Below are 24275 nucleotides of genomic sequence, written 5' to 3'. Positions count from 1 at the left end.
GAAAATTTATTTTCGTAAAGCTCACTTCGAAACTCCCGTCTTTACTGGCCTTAACGGTTAGTAAAGACTTGCTTCCTCTTAGTCAGAGTGGGTAAGCTGTTTGGCTTTTCCCCCGAAGCGGATGCGCATTTTAGGGATTTGAGCGCTCACGTCAACAAGTATTTTCAAAAAACTGTCATATTTCGTCTGTTCGCTCAAATATCCCACACAACGCACAATATTCGCTCTGTTTTTACCGTTATTCTGTTATTGAGGTAAACCAATTAGCGTGCTGGGGAAAATTTGTATAAGGGCAATAACACTTTTAACGTATAAATGACGTGAGATAGCTATTATTCTATATCTATAGTTCGCATAATTAGTTTACTACTCCCCCTACGTTTTAAGAAAGGATAAGTATTGTGGCATTACGTACATACAATTCAGTTGCACCTAATATAGGAGAGCGCTGTTATATCGATGAGTCTTCAGTATTGGTTGGTGATGTAACGCTTGGTGATGATAGCAGTATCTGGCCGCTGGTAGCCGCTAGAGGAGACGTAAACAAAATACAGATTGGTGAGAGAACCAATGTTCAGGATGGTACGGTACTTCATGTTACTCGCCCTACAGCACAATTCCCAGATGGCTTTCCCCTTATCATTGGGGACGACGTGACTATAGGGCATAAATGTATGTTGCATGGATGTCAGTTGGGAAATCAAATTCTAGTAGGTATGGGTGCGATTATTATGGACGGCGCAATTGTCGAGGATGGCGTATTTATTGGCGCGGGTACATTAGTACCACCTAATAAGCTGTTAGAGAGTGGCTATCTCTATGTGGGCAACCCTATGCAAAAAAAACGCCTGTTGAAAGACAGTGAATCGGCCTTTCTAAAACAGTCTGCTATTAATTATGTCATGTTAAAGGATGAGTATATAAAAGAAAGCCTACCATTTTTAAACGAGGCCGACAGTTGAGTAATAACTTAAGTAGCAATATTCTTTATAAAAAGAAACTATGACCAGCACTCGTATGAGAGTTTAATATGAAAGGGCTTTCAGCGAACGCCCTTTCATAAAGGCGCTTTATGACGGTGTCAGCGTGAAAAGGGTGAACTATGTTTGTGCACTCCTATTTTGTATCTAAGCTTATGATACAAACGTTGTATTAGGACTAATTATCTCATTTTTACAATTCTTTACATATTGTTTATAAGATTTCGTATCTTGTTCACCACAACATTGGTATCTGGTTGCTTGGAAGTCCAAATGGTAAAAGCGGCAGCTGCCTGCTCCACTAGCATACCCAATCCGTCTAAGCTTTTTGGCACGCCCTGAGACGTCGCCTCTCGCATGAACACTGTCGGTGAGTTCTTATAAACCATATCGTAAACTACATCACATTCATCCAACAGCCCCGTAGTCATAACACAAGGTAATTCGCCGTCCAGACTAGCCGCAGTAGAGTTAATAATAATATGAGGCCTTAGATTGCCAACATCTTCTAGAGCGACTACCTCTATATTAGAGTGCCCAGTTTCATCTGCCACCTGCTGTGCTTTCTCTTTGGTCCTATTGGCAATAGTCAAGTGAGCAATAGAAGCTTCTATCAAAGGTGATATCACGCCTCGAGCCGCACCTCCGGCACCAATTAATAACACTCTTTTATTTCTAAGCTCAATGTGATTATTTAAAAGGTCGTTTACCAGCCCAATTCCATCGGTGTTAAAGCCCTTAACATTGTTTTTTGCATTGGACTCATTACTGCCATTAGAAACCTTCATCAGTGTGTTTACTGCTTTGGCATCTTTCGCGGCCTGATCGTCTACCACCGCCATATTGAATGCATCTAGCTTAAACGGCATGGTGACATTGCAGCCAACTGCGTCTGGCTGTGACAAAAAAGACCTCGCCTTTGCGATAAAACCCCCCTCTGGTGCTAATATTTTTTCATATGAAATGACTTCATCACATTGCTGAGCAAACATTTGATGGATGGTTGGTGATAAACTCTGCTCAATAGGGTTTCCAAATACAGCGAATTTTTTCATGGGAATACGTGACTTCTTTAATACAAAACGAAAAGACGAAAATACAGTAAACGAGACTACACCATATTACCGCTTAGGTGGAGAAGATAAGGTTCGCGAATTAGCCAATCTGTTTTACGATATTATGGAGACCGATCCGATAGCATCAGAGTTATTGGCTATGCACCCCATGCCTCTGAATAGAATTCGGCATGTTTTCTTCCTTTATTTAAGTTTATGGATGGGAGGGCCTGATGATTACCAACAGCAATTCGGTCACCCTAGATTAAGAGCTCGTCATTTACCGTTTTCCGTTACGCCAAATTTAAAAGCACAATGGATGTACTGTATGAGAACGGCGATGTTTGCCACAACCGATGACATTTCACTCGCCAACCAACTGCTTCAGTCGCTGGACCAATTAGCAGAACACATGATCAACTCAGAATAAAAAAGCGCGTTATCAAATATTAGGACACGTTGACCCAATGATAACGCGCAAGTCTTCTTTTGACGATGAAGCTCTTATCGGCTTTGTCGTAGTGCAATACTTCGCTTTAAAAATCCGCGCCTCTACTTGGAATGCTACTGCATGGTAAATTATTACAAGAGTTGCTATTACAAGCTGAGCTACTGCAAGAGTTCTTTTATAAGCAACTACCTAAAAGGTATAGCCCACAGATATAGTGTAAACCCAAGGGTCAATTTCAATGTTTTCAACTGCACCGCTAGCGTCGCCAACGTTAAACGTTGCTTCAGTATCAATATCAATAAAGCGTACAGATGCATTTACATGCCACTTGTCATCAACCATATAATCCATGCCCACTTGTGCTGATAAACCAAAAGAATTATCAAGCGACAAATCGCTTAACCCTGCGTCGCTATTTGCTGATGTAAATTCCTCATCAAAGATGAAGGTATAATTGATACCCGCTCCTACGTAAGGCTGAAATGCTGAACTAGCATCATTGAAGTAATAGTTCACCGTAAGGGTTGGCGGTAAATGCGTAACCTCACCAAGTTGGTTACCTGTACCAAGTGGGTCTGCTACTGAAAAATCGACATCGTGCTTAAATGGTGTGGCCGCTAATAATTCAATATTAATATTGTCAGTAATAAAATAAGCGATATTGAGACCTAGTTGAGTATCGTTGCCGATATTTAGGGCAACGCCTAGATCTGTTCCACCCGCTAAAATATTTGAAGTAGACTCGTCAGGTGCGACTGTGGTTAAACCTCCGCGAACGAGTAAGTCACCTTGCTGATGAGCATTAGCAAAAGGGGCAATAGCTGCCAGAGTAAGACAAAGTGCAGAAAGAGTATGTGTACGCATTGTGTGTCTCTCGTATGTTTAAATAAGATGACGCCACTCTACTCATTTTTAAACATAAGGAATTGATCTAGCGCAATATACCAAGTTCGCTGAACGAACATAGCAGCGCAGGTTGATGTAGATCAAACACCGTCGATAGACTCTTTATTTGTACTGCCCCCAAGATAACCAATGACTTGGTGATTTTCACCTGTAACGCTTATCGCGTTGAGTGGGCTGCGCTGTTTCGCGTTTTAATCAGCCCTGCACTCAACCCCCACTCAGCCCCAGACCCAATCCTACGCCGTGGATGTTCACCAGTTCGTTGGCTTCAACCAATCGCCTAGTTTCGATTCTGCGCTGCCTGGTGACGGTGAATAACAGTATTCCCAGCGAGCTAATGGGGGCATCGACATCAAAATTGATTCTGTCCTTCCTCCTGTCTGCAAACCGAACAGCGTGCCACGGTCGAACACTAAGTTAAATTCAACGTAGCGCCCTCGTCGGTATAGCTGAAATTCACGCTCTCTTTCACCGTATGCAGTATTTTTACGTCGTTTGATAATGGGCACATACGCATCAATGTAACCATTACCCACCGCTTGCATGAAGCCAAAAGACTGGTCAAAACCCCATGCATTAAGATCATCAAAAAAGAGCCCGCCTACACCACGGGTCTCATTGCGGTGCTTCAAATAAAAGTAATCATCGCACCACTCTTTGTACTTTGGATAAACATCTTCACCAAAGGGCGCACAGAGTTTTTTAGCTGTATCGTGCCAGTGTTGAACGTCTTCTTTAAACGGGTAAAAAGGCGTTAGGTCGAATCCACCACCAAACCACCATATTGGAGATTCACCCTCTTTCTCAGCTATAAAGAATCTTACATTGGCATGAGAAGTAGGGATGTAAGGGTTATGCGGATGAATGACGAGTGATACGCCCATTGCTTGAAAATTTCTGCCGGCTAGCTCTGGACGGTTGGCGGTTGCAGACGCAGGCATTTGACTTCCGAAAACGTGCGAAAAGTTGACACCGCCCTGTTCCACCACAGCCCCATTTTTCATCACGCGAGAGCGGCCACCGCCGCCTTCTTCTCGCACCCAGCTGTCTTCGGTAAATTGCCCTTTTCCATCGGCCAACGCTATGGCTTGGCAAATCGTGTCTTGAAGATTTAGCAAATACGCTTTAACTGTTTCAATAACATCGGCTGCCTTTTTACCATCAAGTAATTGTGCTGGCTTCATGATCTTATTATTTCTCCCGTATCACCGTCTTTGATTGTGCTTGGTTTTTTATTGCCACCGACTTCACCATTGACGTAAGTAACACTGTCTTCAAACACGCTTCTTGCTTCTTCGATAGAAAGTGTAGGTGATTCTCCTGCCAAGTTTGCGCTTGTAGATACAATAGGCTTACCAACCTTGTTGCATAAGTCTGCAACTAATGGATGATTAGTCACACGCACAGCTATTTTATCGTGCAAGCCAGTAATCCAGTACGGTGCCGTCTTCGACTTTGGCAGCAGCCACGTTATAGGGCCTGGCCAACTTGAAAAGATGTCAGTACGCCTATGCTGTAATACTGCCTCGTCATTTACATAAGGAAGAAGCTGGCTATAGTTAGCAGCTATGAGAATAACGCCTTTATCCACAGAACGTTGCTTGGTTTGAAGCAGTAACTCCACTGCCTTTTTATTGTCAGGGTCACATCCAATGCCCATAACGGCTTCAGTTGGATAAACCAGTAGCTTACCAGCGTGGAATGCTTCGACAATAGGGTCAGCCGTGGTCTGCTCGACTTCAACTGGATTGTATATATCCACTTGCCCTTTTTGGGTATCAGACATTAATCGTTATCTCTAGATGGTAATTATTTTTTAAAGCCACATGATGGTTGAGGGCAAACATATTGACCTTTTTTATCAATCAATACACCCCAACCACACTCTGGACATTGCTCACTAACTGGCTCGAAATTTAGCACATATCGACATGTAGGATAATGATTGCAAGCAAAAAATTGTTTTCCAAACTTACTGGTGCGAGAAATAAGCTCGCCTAACTGACACTTAGGGCAGCGAACTTGGGTTTCTTCCTGCTGTTTCAGCGGAGCGATAAAGTGACACGTTGGAAAGTTAGTGCAACCGATAAACATGCCATAACGGCCTTTTTTGATCCCGAGTTCTGATTGGCAGTCGGGGCAAGCCACGCCATCTAACGTTTTGAGTAGAGCGGTCTGATTGTCATGTAACGGTTTACTGAAGTGACACTCAGGATATGCGGTACACCCTATGAAAGGGCCAGTTTTACTGTTTTTTATACGAAGTGGCTTACCGCATTCAGGGCAGTCACCAAAGCTTTCCTCTAATGCGTGCTCGTGAGCAGAAAATAATGAGTGGTCAATTTTAGACATGATGATTTATATCACACACTTTGAAGCGTTCTCTTTGCAAAGCAGGCATTGTGAGCACCGTGTCTGCAAAGAGAGTCCTAAAAACAATAACGCATGCAGATTAATGTAAAACACCATCTGGCTCTTCGAAGAGTAAATCTTCCATTTGCGCATAAGCCTTTTCTTTACCCGGCACATTGAACAGAACCATCAATACCACCCACTTTAAGTCTTCTAAACAAAACTCGTTAGAATCTATTTCCATAACGCGGTCTATCACCATTTCACGGGTAGATGCATCAAGCACATTAACTTGCTCAAGAAACATCAGAAACCCTCTACAATCCACGTCCAAGCGCATTTGCTCTTCATGGGTATAGATTCGACTTAAGCTTGTATTAATCCCTTTGCAAAAGTAAGGCTTGATGTCTGTCTCTTGCAGGGCGGCTAACTTTTCTAGCCATGCAAGCGCTTTGTATATCTCATCGTGATGAAAACCAGCGCGCACGAGCTCGTCGGTCAATTCGTCTTGATCGACACGAATTTCAGTCTCACTATGGATGAAATTTTCGAACAGATACATGAGGATATCGAACATTTTATTTGCCCCTCAATTTAATGTAACCGCCAGGGACAGCAGTTACTAAACCGCACAACTCGTATTCTAATAATAATGCCATTGCCTGCTGTACAGGCATGGAGCCGCGCTGCGCTATAACATCTATTGCGGTAACGTTGTAATCCACACTAGCTAATAATTGGTCCGTTGCCAAGCTATTCACTTCACTTTTTTCATTCTCACCACTTAGGGTATCACCTGTATACAAGGGCTCTATTGCAAGTTCATCAAAGATATCATTAACGTTAGTTACTAATTTAGCACCCTGCTGAATCAACCAGTGACACCCCTCAGAATAAGAATGATATATGCTTCCGGGAATGGCAAATACGTCTCGGCCTAGATCTGCGGCCAAATTCGCCGTAATCAAGGTGCCACTTTTAATTTTTGCCTCTACCACCAGCGTTCCGAGCGATATTGCAGCAATTAATCTATTTCTCCTTGGAAAATGCCATGCTTTAGCGGGTACACTGGGAAAGAACTCTGTGATAACAGCGCCGTCAGCATTAAGAATATCAGCATGTAATGGCCTATGCTTATAGGGGTAAATTGTATCTGGGCCTGTTCCCATTATGGCGATTGTTTTGCCTATCCCTTTAAGCGCACCTTTATGCGCTGCGGCATCAATTCCTAACGCCATACCACTGGTCACTGTTATTCCTGCATTAGCAAGTGCTGTTGCTATATCTTCAGCAATGCTTTTTCCCTGATAGCTAGCACGGCGGCTTCCCACCATTGCGACTTGAGGCTGTTGCAAAAGCAGCGGATTTCCAATAACAAAAAGAGCAAACGGAGGGCTATCCAGTGTTTTGAGCATTTCTGGATATTCTTGGCACTCAAACGTTATTATGCATCGCTCTGGTGCTCCATCTAGCCAAATTAACGCTTTTTCAACTGATTGTTCAGATATTTTGTCAAACAATAATGTCGCTGTTTTGTGCGCACTTTTTACAGTAGAAGCTTTACTCGTAGATGTAAGAAGCTCTTGTGGATTGCAGTTAAGTTCACTTAATAACATCAGCCATTTCTTTGTAGCGACGCTGTATGCCGAGGCCAGACGTATCCACGCCATTGATTGTGCTGAAATAGATGCAGAATTGTGATGCATTGCCGCTCCAAGTCGGTGCGGCAATGTTTACAGCATAACGTTAGGGGTGAGCAACAATATACCCGCGTTGAATACCCGTGTTCGCTCGCGTTATCAAACCATAGCTTGCCGCATTAAAGGTTTTGTAAATGATGATCTCTCCCACCTTGAGTGCGGGTTGATCAACAGTGTTAGCAAACCAGTCTCTACTTTTTTGCATGTCTGATTTGTTTGTATATTTTGGCAATTCATCGTTAATAATTGATGGCCCTCTCGCGTATACACCCATTACGGTGCCCGGCTCTACCTCAGTGTTACCTAAATCTAAAATAACCACGTCGTATTTTCCGAGTAAATCATGGTCGTGTAGGTCGCCAACAACAAAGCCTCGCTGCGTCTTTGCGGGCTTAAGCACCAAGCTTTTCTCATGAGAAAAGTCGCCGTCAAAAATCTTATCACCCAAGTTTGCCTCTTGTGTCGAGGCGGTTAACGACAATAGCATTGAGTCGGCACTTATCGACTCTTTAAACACGGATGCATCTGCAACGTGCGAAACTTGAACGCCCAATTCGCGACCATCAAGGTTTGTTATAATAGATTGCTTTCTTACGATACGTAACTGGTCTGGGGTATTGTATTGGGGCTCGCTGACCACGAGATTTTCAGCGGCAAAGCGAACATTTGCATCCCTGTTGCCAAGTACTCGCGGCAGAACCTCGTAATTGTCCTTATCAACTATGGTATGTTGATTTATAAATGGCGCTATTTCGCTCCAAGCCAATGTATTGATGGGCGATGACTTCACCCGCTTTTCGGTTTGAGGAGACAGTGAGATTAAGGGCTTCTCTCGGGCGATAGAAAGCACGGGCTCTCCATTTATCATGCCGACCACAATAACATCACCCGGATAAATTAAGTGGGGATTATCGATTTGCGTATTGGTTCGCCATAGTTCAGGCCATAGCCAAGGCTCGTTAAGAAAAATATTAGCGATATCCCACAGCGTGTCGCCGCGCTGTACGGTATAAGTTTGCGGTGCACTGTCCTTTAACTGAAGTGCAAGTACAGGTAGCGCAAAAATCGCCAGAGCTGCAGCCAACATTACTCGCCCGTATTTGTATAATCGCTTTTTCAAATTAACCACCTGCAAAAGATTCACTGTCACTTATTGTTGCTTTTTAAGACAATACCACTATATCGACAGTTACACGTATTCTTAAAGGACTTGAGCAAAAAACTGCACCATAGTCTGTGTTATACGTTAGAATAGTGAGTAAATCTGCACTGTAAAGTGCATTGGTAAATAGATCGTATATGAATTTATACAGCGAAAAGGCAAAGTAAGCGACAAATGGCAATATTAGATGTTTTAAGTTTTCCAGATGAGCGTCTTCGCACGGTAGCTAAGCCGGTAGATGACGTTAACGATGAAATTAAGCAACTCGTTGCTGATATGTTCGAAACGATGAAAGACGAAAAGGGTATTGGCCTTGCGGCTACTCAGGTCGACCGTCACGTTCGAGTAGTGGTTATGGATGTATCGGAAGAGCAAGATGAGCCACGAGTTTTCATTAACCCTGAAATCACGCGCAAAGAAGGCGAAACCATAAGCGAAGAAGGCTGTCTTTCTGTGCCGGGCAACTACGCAAAAGTTGAACGTGCAGAAGCTATCACAGTAAAAGCGCTTGACGAAAATGGTGAACCATTTGAATTAGACGCTGAGGGGCTGTTAGCAATTTGCATACAGCACGAGCTCGATCATTTGAAAGGCACTCTTTTCATCGATTATCTATCGCCGCTAAAGCGTCAGCGTATTCGCAAAAAGCTTGAAAAAGAAGCCAGATTAGCAGCGAAAGCTTAAGGAAAACCGTGACAGCGCCACTTAACGTTATTTTTGCCGGTACACCGGATTTTGCAGCTAAACACTTGTCGGCATTGATTGACAGTGAGCACAATATTATTGCCGCCTATACGCAACCAGACCGACCTGCCGGTAGAGGAAAAAAGCTCACTGCAAGCCCGGTGAAACAATTAGCGCACGAGCACAATATACCAGTTTACCAACCCGCTTCTTTAAAAGATGTCGAGGCGCAGCAAACCCTTCGTGCACTTGATGCGGATATTATGGTGGTTGTCGCTTACGGATTGTTACTGCCAAAAATAATTTTAGATGCCCCCAGACTAGGCTGCATTAATGTTCACGGCTCTATTCTGCCAAAGTGGCGTGGTGCCGCACCAATACAGCGAGCAATTTGGGCAGGCGATGCTGAAACGGGCGTTACCATTATGCAAATGGACGAGGGTTTAGATACCGGCGACATGCTGCATATAGCCACGTTACCCATTACACCGCTAGATACAAGCGCGACCATGTACGACAAACTTGCAGAGCTTGGCCCTAACGCCCTAGTTGATGTATTAAACAACATTGAATCGCTAACTCCTCAAAAGCAAGACGATGCGCTTGCGACCCACGCGAAGAAGCTATCAAAAGACGAAGCACTGATAAACTGGGAAGACAGCGCAGAGCAAATTGAAAGGAATATAAGGGCGTTTAACCCTTGGCCCGTGGCGTGGATGAAGGTAGAAGATCAAAACATTAAAGTGTGGGCGGCGCACATAGAACCGCTTACCAATAACGCCTCCCCTGGCACTATTGTTAATGCCAGTAAAGAGGGAATAACCGTGGCAACAGGGAAAGATGCGCTCACAATCACACTTCTGCAAATCCCAGGTAAAAAGCCCTTGCCAGCAGCAGATGTCATTAACGCACGCAAAGCGTGGTTCGAAACAGGCCGCTCATTGTCTCAAGAGAGCAACCAGTGAAGCCCCTTCCTCTACCTAAACAAAAGAATCTGCGAGCAGATTGCGCATGGGTTATCTACCAAATACTCGAGCAAGGCAAGTCTTCTCGAGACTGCTTAGAGCGCGTACAACGTCGACATAACGCTAGAGACAATGCGTGGCTTCAAGAAATGTCCCTAGGAGTAATGCGAAAGCTCCCCATACTACAGTATTGGCTAAGAACATTACTCGATCGCCCTCTTAAGGGGAACAAAAAGGTGCTAGAACACCTTATTATGCTGGGGTTATACCAACTTGCCTTTTCAAGAGTGAGCAAGCATGCCGCTGTTGGAGAAACCGTGGCAGCAGCATCCTACTTGGGAGGCACTGGATTAAAAGGATTAGTAAACGCGGTACTACGAAACTTTCAACGTGAAGAACTCATCGATAAGGCTATTGACGATCCTATTATCAACAGCGGCATGCCTAAATGGCTTTATAAAGCCATAGAGAGCGCATACCAAGATGATGCAGATACCGTACGCCAGTCAACTAATGAAATGGCGCCTATATGGCTTAGGGTAAACACCCAGCAAATTGAACGTGATGAATTTGCCACGCTGTTAACTCGGGCCGATATTGAGTTTTCATTTAGTGATTCCCACCCTGATGGCGTTATATTGAAGTCTCGTGAAGATATCACTGCACTGCCAGGTTTCGACAAAGGCTTTTTTGCCGTGCAAGATGGCGCAGCACAATTAGCCGCTCGCTATTTAGACCCGCAAAATGGGGAAAGAATTCTAGACTGTTGCGCCGCTCCAGGTGGAAAAACAGGTCATATTGCCGAACGTGCGCCAGAGTTGTCTTATTGTTTAGCGCTGGATGCCGATGACAAGCGTTTACAACGAGTGCATGAAAATATGACTCGTTTGAAACATAACGTCGACATAAAACAAGGGGACGCGACCAATCCATCACAGTGGTGGGATGGAATACCGTTCGATCGTATTTTGTTAGATGCGCCCTGCTCTGCTACCGGTGTTATTCGTCGTCATCCTGATATTCGATGGCTCAGAAAGTCCAGTGATATAGACAACTTAGCGACATTACAGCGAGACATACTTGATGCGCTTTGGACAACGTTAAAACCGGGTGGAACCATGCTTTATGCCACCTGCTCTATTTTGCCAAAAGAAAACAAAGAGCAAATTAAACGCTTTGTTGCAGAAACAGATGACGCAACATTAGTGCCTCTCGTCAAAACAGAAACCAGTGAAAATCCTGGTCGCCAAATTCTACCTGGTGAACAACAAATGGATGGTTTCTATTATGCGAGGCTGGTAAAGTCGTCTGGCGAATCGGTGTAATAAGGCAAAGTAATAACGATGAAAATCATCATTTTGGGTGCGGGTCAGGTCGGTGGAACACTAGCCGAAAATTTGGTGGGTGAAAATAACGAGATTACAGTTATTGACTCTGACCCTAATATTCTTCGCTCGCTCCAAGATAGACTCGATTTGCAGGTAGTCACTGGCGTAGGCTCTCATCCAGACGTGTTGCGCAGTGCGGGTGCAGAAGATGCCGATATGCTTATCGCGGTAACTAACAGTGATGAAAGTAACATGCTAGCGTGTCAGGTTGCTTACAGTCTATTTAAAACCCCCACAAAAATTGCTCGGGTTCGCTCAGAGCAATACATTATTTATCAAGCACAACTTTACAAGCAGCAAGATATCCCCGTTGATCACATCATTGCTCCAGAACAACTCGTCACCAAAGCTATTAAACGGTTAATTGATTACCCTGGTGCGCTTCAGGTTGTAGAATTTGCTGAAGGCAAAGCAAGTCTTGTTGCTGTAAAAGCCTATTATGGCGGTTTGTTGGTGGGACATGCCCTGTCGGCCCTTAAAGACCATATGCCGAATGTGGAAACAAGGGTAGCGGCTATATACCGCCGAGGACGCCCCATACGCCCATTAGGTACAACGGTAATAGAAGCAGATGATGAAGTCTTCTTTATTGCTGCAACGAAGCACATTCGCGCCGTAATGAGTGAACTGCAAAAGTTAGAGTCTAGCTATAAACGCATCATGATTGCAGGTGGCGGGCTTATTGGCGCTGGGCTGGCAAAAAAGCTTGAGCATAACCATAACGTTAAGCTCATCGAGTTTAGTCCTGAACGGGCAAAATACTTAGCTGCACATCTAGATAAAACCATCGTGTTTAGCGGTGATGCGTCAGATCCAGAGTTACTTGGTGAAGAGAACATTGAACAGGTTGACGCCTTCATTGCCGTTACCAATGACGATGAAGCCAATATCATGTCTGCCATGCTGGCTAAGCGCATGGGTGCTAAAAAGGCAATGGTGCTGATACAGCGCGGCGCTTATGTAGATTTGGTACAGGGCGGTGAAATTGACATTGCCTTTTCTCCCCAGCAAGCCACTATTTCAGCGCTTCTCACCCATGTAAGGCGTGGCGACATAGTAAACGTTTACTCACTACGTAGAGGCGCTGCCGAGGCAATTGAAGCCATCGCTCATGGTGATGAAAATACGTCTAAGGTGGTTGGTAAGCAGATAGGCGATATTAAGTTGCCGCCCGGCACAACCATTGGCGCAGTGGTGAGAGACGAACAAGTCATTATTGCCCACAGTGACACAAAAATTGAAGCTAACGATCACATTGTTCTGTTCTTAGTTGATAAGAAATATATCGGCGATGTTGAAAAGCTCTTTCAACCAAGTGCTTTTTTCTTTGGTTAAATCATACAGGCTCATCGTTCAAAAGTGGATGACTAGGGCAAGCCTCCACACAATTACATCTACACAGACTTTGAGAAGTATTAGCTTCGGTTAGCTTCGGTTAGCTTCGGTTAGCTTCGCCAAAATGTAGGCGAGAATAGCACAAGTAAAGAAAATACCTCTAAGCGACCAAATACCATTGCCAATACAAGCAGCCACTTACCGCCATCCGTCACATCTGCATAGTTTGCCGCAACGCTGCCTAAGCCTGGTCCAAGATTATTGAGCATTGCGGCAGTTGCTGTAAACGCACTTAAATTATCTAACCCAGTGGCTATCAGTCCTATCATGATAAGCACAAACACAATGGCGTAAGCAGAGAAGAATCCCCACACCGCTTCCACTACCTTATCAGGCATAGCTCTGTCACCAAATTTAACCGCATACACTGCTTTGGGGTGGATCAACCTATCGACTTCTCGCTTGCCCTGTAAAAACAGCAAACAAACGCGCACCACTTTCAATCCGCCACCGGTTGAGCTAGCACAACCTCCTATAAAGCTTGAAAAAATTAGCATTATAGGGAGAAACGTAGGCCACACCGAAAAATCAGTGGTCGCAAAACCTGCCGTGGTACTAATAGAAACAGCTTGAATCATGGCTTGGTCAAGGGCCGTTTCCGCTGAACTGTAATACCCAGAAAGCGTGAGAACCAAAAAGCAGATAGAAATAAGCGAACCCTGGATGATAAAAAAGGCTTTGAACTCAGGATCTTTGAAGTAGCCTCGCATAGAACGAGAGCTTACCGCAGCATAGTGAAGCGAAAAGTTAAGCGCAGCGATAAGTAGAAATACGGTACACACTACATTGACCATTGGGCTTGAAAAATAGCCTAAACTGGCATCGTGGTTTGAAAACCCGCCAATAGCGACAGTAGAAAACGCATGGCATATGGCATCAAACACATTCATTCCTGCAAGCCAATAGGCACCGGCACACGTAATAGTAATAGATAAATAAATGTACCAAAGGTGCTTTGCAGTATCAGCAATACGAGGAGTCATTTTATTGTCTTTCACCGGGCCAGGTGTTTCAGCACGGTATAGCTGCATGCCACCAACGCCTAAAATAGGCAGTATCGCAACGGCCAATACAATGATCCCCATTCCACCAAGCCATTGAAGCTGTTGACGATAGAACTGGACTGAATGCGGTAGAAAATCTATGCCCTCAATAACCGTAGCGCCCGTTGTGGTTAATCCAGAAAACGACTCGAAAAACGCGTCGGTCACCGTCATACTAGGCTGTTCGAGCAATATAAGAGGTATGGCACCAACACTCGCCAGCACCGACCAAAACAGTGCCACAATCAAAAAACCCTCTCTGGCTCGAAGATCATTCTTCTGTTGTCTATTGGGATACCACAATACCATGCCACCAACGACACATAAGATAAACGTAAGGGTGAATGGAAGTCCGCTACCGTCTTGGTAAATGAGAGACACTATGCCAGGGGGGATCATTGTGAAGCTGAATAACGCAATGAGTAACCCTAAAATTCGAACAATGGCACGATAGTGCATTTTATTATGCCTTTATTTTTATGATGGCTTAGGATGTTAAGTCGCTAATTATTAAAAACAAACGAAATACGCTGTATAACCGATTATAGGACTATATTACCTAGGGAGAAACGATTTGTTTTCTCCCCATTTCTAATTGTTCTCTGCTACTTCATTCCAAGTACGGTTTTTACCATTTTTGAGATACTGCGGTGAGCTTGTGACACATTTTCTGCCAGCATGTAAGCTGGCGTAGTAACCAATTTTACTTCGTTGTCGACAACAACGTCATCTACATTACAATCAACGTGGGAAGCACCAAGTGCATTTAATGCTTCTGCCGTTCCCTTGTCATTGCCGATAGTCAGTTTTACGCCGTTACCGTAGACTTTTGCAGCAAGTGCAGGTGCAATACATGCATATGCGGCTGGCTTTCTAGCTTTTGCAAATGCCTGACATACCGTCAACACGTTTTCATTAAATGCACAGTCTGCCCCATCTACAGCAAACGTACATAGATTTTTCGCAGCACCAAACCCACCGGGTAAGACTAGCACATCAAAATCATCTGCATTGCATTCCGTTAACGACTTTATGTTACCTCGTGTGATGCGCGCAGACTCAACCAATACGTTTCTAGTCTCGCTCTCAACCACTTCGCCGGTTAAGTGATTAATTACATGTAGTTGGTCTACATTCGGCGCAAAGCACTGGTATGACGCACCTTCTAATTCAATAGCGAGCAGAGTTAGTACGGCTTCTTGCAACTCTGCGCCATCATAGACACCACTTCCACTTAGAATCACAGCAACTTGCTTCATATTTTTCCTCCAGACTAGGTCGTTCATGACTTATGCAATTTCTGGCTATAAAACAACCAAAATTTTTAAAAAAGTTCTTAACATTACGTATATGTTTTGTAAATTCTTATGCTACATTATTGCGCTGATTTGGTTAAACGAAATATCACGTACACCAAGTTATCCACACAAAATGGAATGTTCTGTAGCAGGTATGCTGTGTTCTCATCATTGCTTCATTCCCTTATTTTTCTTGCATTATGCCTTGATCTTTATATTTTGTATGATCAGCGGGATCAGTGTGTCTAAATATTTAGATCACAAAGTTATCCACAGCCGACTATCCTAGTTATCTGTCAGCCCTATATGGCGATCTTTCCCTTCCTGTGGCATCCTTGCGATCATTATCCATGTTGGAAAGTTACCCTCTATGCCTGAATCTAAAAAGTCTCCTTTTATACTCGTTGACGGGTCTTCTTACCTGTTTCGAGCCTTCCATGGGCTGCCGCCGCTAACAAACTCTAAAGGGCAAGATACTGGCGCCATTTATGGCGTAGTAAATATGCTCAAAAGCCTTATCAAACAATATAACCCAACCCATATGGCGGTTATATTTGACGCAAAGGGTAAAACATTTAGAGACGATATTTACGCTGAATATAAAGCTAATCGCCCTCCTATGCCAGACGAGCTCAGAAGTCAGATAGCGCCTTTGCACACGATTATAAAAGCAATGGGGCTACCGGTAATTGTTGAATCGGGTGTTGAGGCCGATGACGTTATTGGCACACTGGCTAAACACGCCACGGAGAGAGGCATAGATACGGTTATCAGTACTGGTGACAAAGACATGGCACAGCTGGTCAATCAGCATGTCACGCTTATTAATACCATGACGAATCAGACAATGGATGTTGAGGGCGTTACTACCAAGTTTGGTATTCCCCCTGAGCTGGTTATTGATTTCTTAGCATTGAAAGGCGACAAAGTAGATAATATTCCAGGCGTGCCAGGTGTTGGAGACAAGAGCGCCCAAGCGTTGCTTAATGGCATTGGTGGCATCGATGATATCTACAAAAACCTCGATAAAATAAGCGATTTGTCTTTTCGCGGCAGTAAAACCATGGCTGCTAAAATGTCAGAATATGAAGAGCAAGCTAGGCTGTCATATACATTAGCAACTATCAGTATAGATTTAGAGCTCGATTACGATGTAGAAGCGTTAATGCCAACGTCGCCAGACAATGAAACCCTGCGCGACCTATTTGCAGAATATGAATTTAAACGGTGGCATTCAGAGGTTAGCGCACTGCTAGGCGCGAGCGATGCTCAGCCCTCTGATGCATCTTCAAACGACACGTCTGACACTCCTAACGGTGAACCAGAAAGCGCTTTCTCAAACGATGCTCAAATCGACCACTCTCAGTATGAGGTTGTTTTTAAAGAAGAACAATTTATCGCATGGGTGGAAAAGCTAAAACAAGCAAAGCTGTTTGCATTTGATACTGAAACCACGAGCCTCAGCTATATGGATGCTGAAATTGTTGGTGTTTCTTTTTGTATAGAGCCCGGCAAAGCCGCCTATGTGCCGGTGGCCCATGACTACCCAGATGCACCAGATCAGCTATCTAGAGATTATGTCCTTGAAACGTTGAAGCCTATCCTAGAGTCTCCTTCTTCTATTAAAGTTGGCCAGCATATTAAGTACGATAAGAATGTACTAGCCAATTATGACATTACGCTTAATGGAATTGGCTTTGACACCATGCTAGAAAGTTACATGCTTAACAGCACGGCGCAGCGACACGATATGGACTCGTTAGCACTTGCCTACTTAGGCCATAAAACTATTCATTTTGAGGACATCGCAGGTAAAGGTGCTAAACAACTTACGTTCAATCAAATTAACTTAGACGAAGCTGGACCATACGCGGCAGAAGATGCCGATATTACCCTTCGTCTTCACCATGCTATTTGGGAGAAGCTTGAACCAATTGATTCGTTAAAGCGTCTGCTTATAGATGTTGAAGTGCCCTTAGCATGTGTACTTTCCCGCATGGAACAACAGGGCGTGTTGATTGATAGCCAACAGTTGAGTCAACAAAGCCAAGACCTGGCAACTCGCATTGCAGAATTAGAAAAAGAAGTTCACGAAGAAGCAGGCGAAACATTTAACTTGGGCTCGACAAAACAGCTACAGCATATTCTTTTTGAGAAGATGTCGTTGCCTATTGTTAAGAAAACGCCAAAAGGTGCACCTTCAACTTCTGAGGATGTTCTACAAGAACTCGCATTAGAATACTCCTTACCGCAAAAAATTATGGAGTACAGAGGGTTAACTAAGCTCAAAAATACGTACACCGATAAACTACCGAAAATGATAAATCATCGTACCGGCAGAGTGCATACATCTTATCATCAAGCAGTGACAGCAACAGGTCGCCTATCCTCTACCGATCCTAATTTGCAAAATATTCCTATTCGAAATGAGGCCGGCCGCCGCGTTAGGCAAGCCTTTATACCTAGAAAGGGCAACAAGATTGTTGCTGCAGATTACTCTCAAATAGAGCTACGTATTATGGCGCACTTGTCGAAAGACAAAGGCTTACTTGATGCGTTTGCAAATGGAAAGGATATACATAAGGCAACCGCTGCCGAAGTATTCGGCATTGCCCTTGACGATGTTACCACGCAGCAGCGTAGAAGCGCCAAAGCCATTAATTTTGGTTTGATTTACGGCATGAGCGCATTCGGGTTAGCCAAACAGCTTAATATTCCACGCAACGAAGCACAGAAATATATGGATCTGTATTTTGAGCGCTACCCTGGTGTACTTGATTATATGGACAGCACCCGAGAGGCCGCAAAAGAAAAAGGTTACGTTGAAACTGTGTTTGGTCGACGTTTGTATCTGCCAGATATTAAAGCAAGTAATGGAGCGCGAAGAAAAGGGGCGGAGAGAGCGGCTATCAATGCACCAATGCAAGGTACAGCGGCTGACGTCATAAAGATGGCCATGATAAAAGTGGACGATTGGATTGCGAAAAACGCCAGTGACGACGTCACTATGATGATGCAGGTTCACGATGAACTGGTATTTGAAATAAAAGAAGACAAAATTGATGATTATGTAAGCACCATAAAAACCCTTATGGAAAGTGCTGCAACGCTAAATGTGCCGCTAGATGTCGAGGTAGGTATTGGTGAAAACTGGGATGAAGCGCATTAACTAACACTCGGTACCTTGACCGTTCAGTAATTCGATTACAGCTTAATCAATTAAGTTGCTTACAAATTAGGCTTAGTTAGTAATTAAATTACATTTTGTACTTGCCTTTCTATACTCTTGTTGTAACATTACCAATGTAGGGTACAGAGGTGAGAAAGCTGTTTTCAAACCTTTGCTTTAGCCCCGGTCATTTACCGGGGTTTTTTTATGTTTGTTAAAAAGCGCCGCAAGTAGGTTTAAGTGGCAATGAAAACGCTAATAAAAACCTCATCGCTAATTATTTTCTACTTATTCTGAACTTTTCATTTTTCACCTACTCTATATTTTCGGTTTTTATGTGTTTTCTCTCATTTAGTGCCTCGTTTTTTAGCGAGGCTTTTTTTGCTTCTTATTCAGCAGCCGGAGTTTCATCACCTTCAGGAGCAGTTCGGCCAAGCCACATATCAAGCATCTGCTCAAGCTCGGGCAGACCATGACGGTTTAAGGAAGAAAACGTTTTAACTGTCACATCGCCCATAAACGCTAACGCCGCTTCCTGTGCCATCATCAATTGAGCCTTACGCTTACCCGATTTTAGCTTGTCTGCTTTTGTAAGAAGCGCAAGTACTGGAATACCAGCATCTACAGCCCAATGAATTAAATCTTGGTCTAAATCTTTAAACGGATGACGAATGTCCATTAAGACAACAAGCCCTTTCAGCGATTTGCGCTTTTGCAGATATTCACCAAGAGATTTCTGCCACTTGAGCTTTGTCTCCATCGGCACCTTTGCAAAACCATATCCGGGCAAATCAACTAACCGTAAGTTTTCATCTAACTCAAATACATTAATTAACTGTGTTCTTCCTGGTGTTTTACTTGTTCTCGCCAAGTTCTTCTGGCGGGTTAACGTGTTTAGTGCACTGGACTTACCTGCGTTTGAGCGACCGGCAAATGCCACTTCTATACCAGAGTCATCTTTCAAATGACGAATATCGGGTGCACTGGTAAAGAACTTTGCTTTGGTGTAATACGACATCTAGACTTACCTCCACATGCGTCATAACGTCTGGTTTACAGCTTTTTAATGTTAAAACAGACTAAAACCCTTAGATTTATCATGGAATAGGTTTTTCTGACGCGTTAAATGTGTAAAATACGGATTATATCACGTATCTAACGTGAGCCGTTGGAACCATTAAGAGATTATTTATGAAAAAACTGTGTTTGTTGGTTTGTATGTCACTGGGTCTTAGCGCTACGGCTGTAGCAAAAGGCGATGCAGAAGCGGGCAAAGCAAAGTCAGCGGTCTGTGCGGCCTGCCACGGCCCTGATGGCAATAGTATGATTGACATGAACCCTAAGCTTGCTGGGCAACATGAAAAATACCTTGTTAAACAACTTACCGAGTTTAAGCTTGCGTCCCAGACAGGTGGTGAAGAAGGCCGTAACAATGCGGTAATGAACGGTATGGCTGCTCCCCTTTCTACACAAGATATGGAAGATTTGGCAGCGTATTTCTCTCGTCAAGAAGCCACACCTGGCGAAACACCAGAGCAGTACATCGAAGCTGGAAAAGCAATGTATCAAGGCGGCGACGAGGAGCGTGGTATTACGGCTTGCATCGCGTGTCACGGACCTCAAGGTAACGGCATGGCATTGGCTGGTTTTCCTGATATCAGTGGGCAGCACGCCACGTACACTGCGTCTCAGTTAAAATCGTTCCGCTCAGGACAGCGTCATAATGACATGAATGGCATGATGCGCGATATCGCCATGAAATTAACGGATGAAGACATCGAAATATTGGCGAACTATATTTCCGGTTTACATTAAATTTTAAAAAACCTCTTTCGTTGTTAAATTTTTGTTACATGAAAAGTTGTATTTTAGAATTATTAGTGTAATCTAACGGCTTAGTTGGTTGTTGCCTTTGTAAACATACAGACGAAATAACAACAATAATAATAAAATACCCCACGGAAGATTGGATAAAGCGCCAAGAAGGCCAAAAACAAAAATAGCGCTCTGCTAAAAAAAATAATAAGGGGAGCACCGCTAGGGAAGCATTAAACACAGAGATGTGTAAATAACGGGAGAGGTGTCATCTGACACTCATTCAAAATAAGGTGATGGTGCAAACCATCACCTTTTTTTCTTTTTATTCCGTGAACCTTTTTTTGGTAATATCCCTTACAGCATTTTAATCACAGTGTTTTATCAACATCATATGCAATGCCCTCTGTGCTCGACTTCCGCTATAACTTGTTATTTTACTGACAAAAAAAGACCTTACTTGCAATGCAGTGAATGTGATCTTGTATTTGTACATCCCGACTTTCTACCTGATCCATACAGCGAAAAAAGTGAATATGACAAACACGAAAATAGCTTTGACGATGAAGGTTATAAACATTTTTTAAGTAAACTTATAAATCCTCTATTATCACTTCTCAGTGGTGGCGAAAAGGCTTTGGATTTTGGATGTGGTCCGGCAGCAGTACTTGCCAAAATGCTGGAAGATAATGGATTAGAAGTCGACATCTACGATCCCTTTTATGCCCCTTTTGAGCAGGTATTAAACCGCAGTTTTGACGTCATTACTTGTACCGAAGCGATAGAACACTTCCACCACCCCGCAAAAGAATGGGCCATATTAACGGGTATGCTAAATCCTAATGGTATTCTGGCTATTATGACAAAAAGAGTGATTGATAAAGAACGTTTTGCAACGTGGCACTATAAGAACGACCCAACGCATGTGAGCTTTTTCAGTGAACGTACCTTTAATTATCTTGCTCGACGTCATGGTTTTGATATCAAATTCCCCAGTAGTGATGTCGTTTTGATGAGGAAGCTTTAAGCAATTCGCGCTATAATAGAGAAGTCTTTTACCCATTCTTTTATTTGGAATATATGTCACGTTCAAAAAAATCCCGTAAAGTTGGCCTTATCGGCGTTCGTAAGGATCCAGACTTTAAGCCTAGCGAAAATCGAAAATCTGATACTCCACGTCCTAAAAAGCATAAAGGCAAGCCAGCAGGCAGTCGCCATAATGTAGAGCAAGGCAAAGCAGGTGGCGGAAAAAGTAGCGAAAAGAAAGATCCGCGTTTAGGCAGTAAGAAACCTATTGCATTAGTTAAGGCAAAAGGTGTTGCACCAACGCCTACTGAAAAGAAAAAGTATGCTACGCCCGCACAAGAGCTTGCCGCCTTAGAAGCAGATCAACGTCTTGCCGATTTGTTAGATAACCTAGATGCAGATAAAAAACTTACTAGAGAACAGCAGCGTTACGTTGATCAAAAGATGGCTCGACATCGCGTACTGTGCGACCTACTTGGTATTGTCGATGAAGACGATGAAGAAGAGAGCGATCCGTTTGATGAGTTAGACGCTATTAAGATTGACGACTTTAAGAATTAGAACGGGATATGTCAATGCTGTGGGTAGTACTAACTGGTGTAGCACTAATAGTTATTTTAGGCCTTGGTGTTTACGCAGGTAAATTGCTTTTTTTGCTTAAACAGCAAGGTATTCGACAGGATAAGGCCAAGAATTCACGTATAAGCAGCATAACTGAAAGCGTGATACTTATCGCAAAAGCGATGGAGCAGCAGCAGTGCGACTTATCTGAGGGCGTTATACGTATTGTTAACTTACTCAACGCGTTACCGCTGAACGAGCCACCAGATTTTAAAGCAACCTATCCACATACATATGCTTTGTTTGTCGAGATAAGTGGTTTTGCCGTATTAGAAGCAAGACAAAAGTTGTCAAAGCAAGAGCGTAGAAAGCAAGACCAGGCGAGAGAGCAGATAGAATCTGAATACGAGTCGAAAGTGTTAGATGAGTTACCTAAACTCAAACAATACTGTGAGTCAATTGCCTGAGTATTCTTTTTATAGCTACTTAGTTACGGCTATACGAGTACTCAGCTGGCAATTCACCGACTAGCGAAAGCGCGTCTTCTAAAAAAAAAGCAGTATTGGTATACTGCTTTTTTTTGTGCCCGAGGGAATATGTTTGCATATCTAGTTGCTTGTTCGAGCTTTGAGTTGCCCAACAAAAAAGCCTCTGTATTCCTTATGCAGCTCCCTTATTACCGCATATCCTTCACGTCACACTCTTTATGGCAAGCTTTGTGGTTGCATCATAACAATAACACCCTTTCTCATGATCGTTCACCATTCCAACAGCCTGCATAAATGCATAACAAATAGTTTCACCAACAAAATTAAAGCCCGCCTTTTTCAATGCTTTTGACATTGCTTTAGACTCTTCTGTCGATGTTGGAATATCATCATGAGACTGCCAGCTATTCACCAATGTCTTTCCATCTGTAAATTGCCAAATATACTGATTAAAAGGCTGTGATTTTTCTATCTCCAAAAAGGCATTTGCATTTCGAATGATAGACTTGATTTTTAGTCTGTTTCTCACAATACCGGTATCGTGCATTAACCTTTCTAAGTCGTCATCGGTCATTTGGGCAATATGGCTTGGCTCAAAATTATAAAAAGCGCGCTCGTAGTTTTCTTGTTTTTTCAGAATAGTAAGCCAAGATAAGCCCGCTTGTTGGCCGTCGAGGCACAATTTCGCAAATAACGCCTGACTATTGGTTTCTGGAACGCCCCATTCATTGTCGTGATATGCCTGGTAAATAGGATCATCACTCACCCACGCACACCGCTTCACTGCGTTACTTGCCATCAAATATTAAATCCTTGTTGTAATAGCAGCTTTCTCGGCTTTTTTTCACCCGTTACACCTACATACTCCGCGTCACAAATTGTATACTAAGCCATCTTTTTTTATGACAGCTAACTAATAAGCAGCGGATGTATGCAGAAATACGATATTAAAACCTTTCAAGGGTTAATTCTAGCGCTTCAAGACTACTGGGCGCGTCAAGGCTGCGTAATAATTCAGCCTTTAGATATGGAAGTGGGTGCCGGCACATTTCACCCTATGACATTCTTACGCTCGTTAGGCCCTGAGCCAATGAGCAGCGCTTATGTTCAGCCATGTCGTCGACCTACAGACGGTCGCTATGGTGAGAACCCGAATCGCCTGCAGCATTACTATCAGTTCCAGGTAATGCTAAAGCCCTCACCTGATAATATTCAAGAATTGTATCTGGGCTCTTTGAAAGAATTAGGTTTCGATCCACTTGTACATGATATTCGTTTTGTTGAAGACAACTGGGAATCACCAACACTTGGTGCATGGGGCTTAGGCTGGGAAGTGTGGCTAAATGGTATGGAAGTCACTCAGTTTACCTACTTCCAACAAGTTGGCGGTATCGAGTGCAAGCCTGTTACCGGTGAGATCACCTACGGTTTAGAACGTTTAGCCATGTACGTGCAGGGCGTAGACAGTATTTATGACCTCGTGTGGACAGATGGCCCTCTTGGTAAAGTGACCTACAGAGATGTGTTCCATCAAAACGAAGTTGAGCAATCAACGTATAATTTTGAACATGCCAATGTAGAAGCATTATTTAGAACGTTTGATGAATGTGAGGCGCAGAGCGAAATTTTGATTGAAAACAATCTTCCTCTACCGGCTTACGAGCAGGTAATGAAGGCTTCCCATGCCTTTAACCTTTTGGATGCACGCCATGCTATATCGGTAACAGAAAGGCAGCGTTATATTCTACGAGTACGTGCGCTGGCTAAGGCGTGTGCAGAAAGTTATTACAAAGCTCGCGAAGCATTAGGCTTTCCGCTTTGCAACAAGGAGACATAG

General features: G+C 43.5%; 24 protein-coding genes. 12 read left to right on the top strand and 12 right to left on the bottom strand.

Annotation, left to right across the window (positions count from 1 at the left end):
* The first annotated feature begins 401 nt into the window (after positions 1-401).
* A complete protein-coding gene (locus tag ACOJR9_RS00240) occupies positions 402-962 on the top strand; it encodes a gamma carbonic anhydrase family protein (protein WP_420934452.1) in 561 nt (186 codons plus the stop codon).
* Positions 963-1183: 221 nt separating this feature from the next.
* Here ACOJR9_RS00240 and aroE read toward each other — a convergent pair whose 3' ends face one another.
* On the bottom strand, positions 1184-2035 hold the full coding sequence (gene aroE, locus ACOJR9_RS00235; protein WP_420934451.1) for a shikimate dehydrogenase: 852 nt from the start codon (positions 2033-2035) through the stop codon (positions 1184-1186).
* Between aroE and ACOJR9_RS00230 the strand changes: the two genes are divergently transcribed.
* The gene (locus ACOJR9_RS00230; RefSeq protein ID WP_420934450.1) at positions 2034-2465 is read left to right on the top strand and encodes a group II truncated hemoglobin; all 432 of its coding nucleotides are present in this window, start codon (positions 2034-2036) and stop codon (positions 2463-2465) included. The genes aroE and ACOJR9_RS00230 overlap by 2 nt on opposite strands.
* A 210-nt stretch (positions 2466-2675) precedes the next feature.
* Here the strand turns inward: ACOJR9_RS00230 and ACOJR9_RS00225 are convergent, their stop codons facing one another.
* The 7 genes from ACOJR9_RS00225 to ACOJR9_RS00195 all read right to left on the bottom strand — a co-directional run bounded on the left by ACOJR9_RS00225 (position 2676) and on the right by ACOJR9_RS00195 (position 8573).
* A complete protein-coding gene (locus ACOJR9_RS00225) occupies positions 2676-3350 on the bottom strand; it encodes an OmpW/AlkL family protein (RefSeq protein ID WP_420934449.1) in 675 nt (224 codons plus the stop codon).
* Between the two features lie 293 nt (positions 3351-3643).
* Entirely contained in the window at positions 3644-4576 is a 933-nt protein-coding gene (gene hemF / locus ACOJR9_RS00220) for an oxygen-dependent coproporphyrinogen oxidase (protein ID WP_420934448.1), read from the bottom strand.
* Positions 4573-5178, bottom strand: coding sequence for a Sua5/YciO/YrdC/YwlC family protein (locus ACOJR9_RS00215; RefSeq protein ID WP_420934447.1), 606 nt, complete (start codon positions 5176-5178; stop codon positions 4573-4575). The genes hemF and ACOJR9_RS00215 overlap by 4 nt, the downstream gene beginning before the upstream one ends.
* Positions 5179-5201: 23 nt before the next feature.
* Positions 5202-5744 (bottom strand): topoisomerase DNA-binding C4 zinc finger domain-containing protein, encoded by a 543-nt coding sequence (locus tag ACOJR9_RS00210; RefSeq protein WP_420934446.1) that lies wholly within the window; start codon positions 5742-5744, stop codon positions 5202-5204.
* 100 nt (positions 5745-5844) lie between these two features.
* Positions 5845-6321, bottom strand: coding sequence for a DUF494 family protein (locus ACOJR9_RS00205; protein WP_420934445.1), 477 nt, complete (start codon positions 6319-6321; stop codon positions 5845-5847).
* 1 nt (position 6322) lies between these two features.
* Positions 6323-7450, bottom strand: coding sequence for a DNA-processing protein DprA (dprA, locus tag ACOJR9_RS00200; RefSeq protein ID WP_420934444.1), 1128 nt, complete (start codon positions 7448-7450; stop codon positions 6323-6325).
* Positions 7451-7490: 40 nt separating this feature from the next.
* On the bottom strand, positions 7491-8573 hold the full coding sequence (locus ACOJR9_RS00195) for a LysM peptidoglycan-binding domain-containing protein (RefSeq protein ID WP_420936178.1): 1083 nt from the start codon (positions 8571-8573) through the stop codon (positions 7491-7493).
* Between the two features lie 207 nt (positions 8574-8780).
* On the opposite strand from ACOJR9_RS00195, the gene def reads away from it, so the two are divergent.
* The 4 genes from def to trkA are packed head-to-tail and all read left to right on the top strand — an operon-like array spanning position 8781 to position 12978.
* The gene (gene def / locus ACOJR9_RS00190; protein ID WP_420934443.1) at positions 8781-9290 is read left to right on the top strand and encodes a peptide deformylase; all 510 of its coding nucleotides are present in this window, start codon (positions 8781-8783) and stop codon (positions 9288-9290) included.
* 8 nt (positions 9291-9298) lie between these two features.
* Positions 9299-10255, top strand: a complete 957-nt coding sequence (fmt, locus tag ACOJR9_RS00185) for a methionyl-tRNA formyltransferase (RefSeq protein ID WP_420934442.1) — start codon at positions 9299-9301, stop codon at positions 10253-10255.
* Positions 10252-11580, top strand: coding sequence for a 16S rRNA (cytosine(967)-C(5))-methyltransferase RsmB (rsmB, locus tag ACOJR9_RS00180; RefSeq protein WP_420934441.1), 1329 nt, complete (start codon positions 10252-10254; stop codon positions 11578-11580). The genes fmt and rsmB overlap by 4 nt, the downstream gene beginning before the upstream one ends.
* A gap of 18 nt (positions 11581-11598) precedes the next feature.
* Positions 11599-12978 carry a Trk system potassium transporter TrkA gene (trkA, locus tag ACOJR9_RS00175; RefSeq protein ID WP_420934440.1) on the top strand — a complete coding sequence of 460 codons (1380 nt, stop codon included), beginning with the start codon at positions 11599-11601 and terminating at the stop codon, positions 12976-12978.
* A 110-nt stretch (positions 12979-13088) separates the two neighbouring features.
* Here the strand turns inward: trkA and ACOJR9_RS00170 are convergent, their stop codons facing one another.
* Positions 13089-14540, bottom strand: coding sequence for a TrkH family potassium uptake protein (locus ACOJR9_RS00170; protein ID WP_420934439.1), 1452 nt, complete (start codon positions 14538-14540; stop codon positions 13089-13091).
* A 146-nt stretch (positions 14541-14686) separates the two neighbouring features.
* Complete coding sequence (gene elbB, locus ACOJR9_RS00165) at positions 14687-15340, bottom strand: isoprenoid biosynthesis glyoxalase ElbB (RefSeq protein ID WP_420934438.1); 654 nt, start codon at positions 15338-15340, stop codon at positions 14687-14689.
* A 409-nt stretch (positions 15341-15749) separates the two neighbouring features.
* Between elbB and polA the strand changes: the two genes are divergently transcribed.
* Positions 15750-18548 carry a DNA polymerase I gene (gene polA / locus ACOJR9_RS00160; protein ID WP_420934437.1) on the top strand — a complete coding sequence of 933 codons (2799 nt, stop codon included), beginning with the start codon at positions 15750-15752 and terminating at the stop codon, positions 18546-18548.
* A gap of 388 nt (positions 18549-18936) precedes the next feature.
* Here polA and yihA read toward each other — a convergent pair whose 3' ends face one another.
* The gene (gene yihA / locus ACOJR9_RS00155) at positions 18937-19566 is read right to left on the bottom strand and encodes a ribosome biogenesis GTP-binding protein YihA/YsxC (protein WP_420934436.1); all 630 of its coding nucleotides are present in this window, start codon (positions 19564-19566) and stop codon (positions 18937-18939) included.
* Between the two features lie 173 nt (positions 19567-19739).
* Here yihA and ACOJR9_RS00150 point away from each other — a divergent pair, with 173 nt between their 5' ends.
* From ACOJR9_RS00150 to ACOJR9_RS00135, 4 genes are all read left to right on the top strand, one after another.
* A complete protein-coding gene (locus tag ACOJR9_RS00150) occupies positions 19740-20363 on the top strand; it encodes a c-type cytochrome (protein ID WP_420934435.1) in 624 nt (207 codons plus the stop codon).
* Positions 20364-20823: 460 nt separating this feature from the next.
* The gene (locus tag ACOJR9_RS00145; protein WP_420934434.1) at positions 20824-21390 is read left to right on the top strand and encodes a class I SAM-dependent methyltransferase; all 567 of its coding nucleotides are present in this window, start codon (positions 20824-20826) and stop codon (positions 21388-21390) included.
* A gap of 53 nt (positions 21391-21443) precedes the next feature.
* Positions 21444-21950 (top strand): Der GTPase-activating protein YihI, encoded by a 507-nt coding sequence (gene yihI, locus ACOJR9_RS00140; protein WP_420934433.1) that lies wholly within the window; start codon positions 21444-21446, stop codon positions 21948-21950.
* Positions 21951-21964: 14 nt separating this feature from the next.
* On the top strand, positions 21965-22417 hold the full coding sequence (locus ACOJR9_RS00135; protein ID WP_420934432.1) for a DUF2489 domain-containing protein: 453 nt from the start codon (positions 21965-21967) through the stop codon (positions 22415-22417).
* Positions 22418-22640: 223 nt separating this feature from the next.
* Here the strand turns inward: ACOJR9_RS00135 and ACOJR9_RS00130 are convergent, their stop codons facing one another.
* A complete protein-coding gene (locus ACOJR9_RS00130) occupies positions 22641-23237 on the bottom strand; it encodes a DNA-3-methyladenine glycosylase I (protein WP_420934431.1) in 597 nt (198 codons plus the stop codon).
* 132 nt (positions 23238-23369) lie between these two features.
* Between ACOJR9_RS00130 and glyQ the strand changes: the two genes are divergently transcribed.
* Positions 23370-24275: a glycine--tRNA ligase subunit alpha gene (gene glyQ / locus ACOJR9_RS00125; protein WP_420934430.1), complete on the top strand. Its 906-nt coding sequence runs from the start codon at positions 23370-23372 to the stop codon at positions 24273-24275.

Origin of the sequence: Alteromonas ulvae, from assembly GCF_048987005.1 — a bacterium.
Classification (GTDB): Bacteria; Pseudomonadota; Gammaproteobacteria; order Enterobacterales; family Alteromonadaceae; genus Alteromonas.
Note: the sequence above shows the minus strand (reverse complement) of the source record. Positions and strands in the feature narration are given on the sequence as shown.

What these genes read in the sequence shown, in the direction of transcription:
- ACOJR9_RS00230 (WP_420934450.1), top strand. Translation starts at nt 2,034, where the DNA reads ATGGGAATACGTGACTTCTTTAATACAAAACGAAAAGACGAAAATACA.
- aroE (WP_420934451.1), bottom strand. Translation starts at nt 2,035, where the DNA reads ATGAAAAAATTCGCTGTATTTGGAAACCCTATTGAGCAGAGTTTATCA.
- ACOJR9_RS00225 (WP_420934449.1), bottom strand. Translation starts at nt 3,350, where the DNA reads ATGCGTACACATACTCTTTCTGCACTTTGTCTTACTCTGGCAGCTATT.
- hemF (WP_420934448.1), bottom strand. Translation starts at nt 4,576, where the DNA reads ATGAAGCCAGCACAATTACTTGATGGTAAAAAGGCAGCCGATGTTATT.
- ACOJR9_RS00215 (WP_420934447.1), bottom strand. Translation starts at nt 5,178, where the DNA reads ATGTCTGATACCCAAAAAGGGCAAGTGGATATATACAATCCAGTTGAA.
- ACOJR9_RS00210 (WP_420934446.1), bottom strand. Translation starts at nt 5,744, where the DNA reads ATGTCTAAAATTGACCACTCATTATTTTCTGCTCACGAGCACGCATTA.
- ACOJR9_RS00205 (WP_420934445.1), bottom strand. Translation starts at nt 6,321, where the DNA reads ATGTTCGATATCCTCATGTATCTGTTCGAAAATTTCATCCATAGTGAG.
- dprA (WP_420934444.1), bottom strand. Translation starts at nt 7,450, where the DNA reads ATGCATCACAATTCTGCATCTATTTCAGCACAATCAATGGCGTGGATA.
- def (WP_420934443.1), top strand. Translation starts at nt 8,781, where the DNA reads ATGGCAATATTAGATGTTTTAAGTTTTCCAGATGAGCGTCTTCGCACG.
- trkA (WP_420934440.1), top strand. Translation starts at nt 11,599, where the DNA reads ATGAAAATCATCATTTTGGGTGCGGGTCAGGTCGGTGGAACACTAGCC.
- ACOJR9_RS00170 (WP_420934439.1), bottom strand. Translation starts at nt 14,540, where the DNA reads ATGCACTATCGTGCCATTGTTCGAATTTTAGGGTTACTCATTGCGTTA.
- elbB (WP_420934438.1), bottom strand. Translation starts at nt 15,340, where the DNA reads ATGAAGCAAGTTGCTGTGATTCTAAGTGGAAGTGGTGTCTATGATGGC.
- polA (WP_420934437.1), top strand. Translation starts at nt 15,750, where the DNA reads ATGCCTGAATCTAAAAAGTCTCCTTTTATACTCGTTGACGGGTCTTCT.
- yihA (WP_420934436.1), bottom strand. Translation starts at nt 19,566, where the DNA reads ATGTCGTATTACACCAAAGCAAAGTTCTTTACCAGTGCACCCGATATT.
- ACOJR9_RS00150 (WP_420934435.1), top strand. Translation starts at nt 19,740, where the DNA reads ATGAAAAAACTGTGTTTGTTGGTTTGTATGTCACTGGGTCTTAGCGCT.
- yihI (WP_420934433.1), top strand. Translation starts at nt 21,444, where the DNA reads ATGTCACGTTCAAAAAAATCCCGTAAAGTTGGCCTTATCGGCGTTCGT.
- ACOJR9_RS00135 (WP_420934432.1), top strand. Translation starts at nt 21,965, where the DNA reads ATGCTGTGGGTAGTACTAACTGGTGTAGCACTAATAGTTATTTTAGGC.
- ACOJR9_RS00130 (WP_420934431.1), bottom strand. Translation starts at nt 23,237, where the DNA reads ATGGCAAGTAACGCAGTGAAGCGGTGTGCGTGGGTGAGTGATGATCCT.
- glyQ (WP_420934430.1), top strand. Translation starts at nt 23,370, where the DNA reads ATGCAGAAATACGATATTAAAACCTTTCAAGGGTTAATTCTAGCGCTT.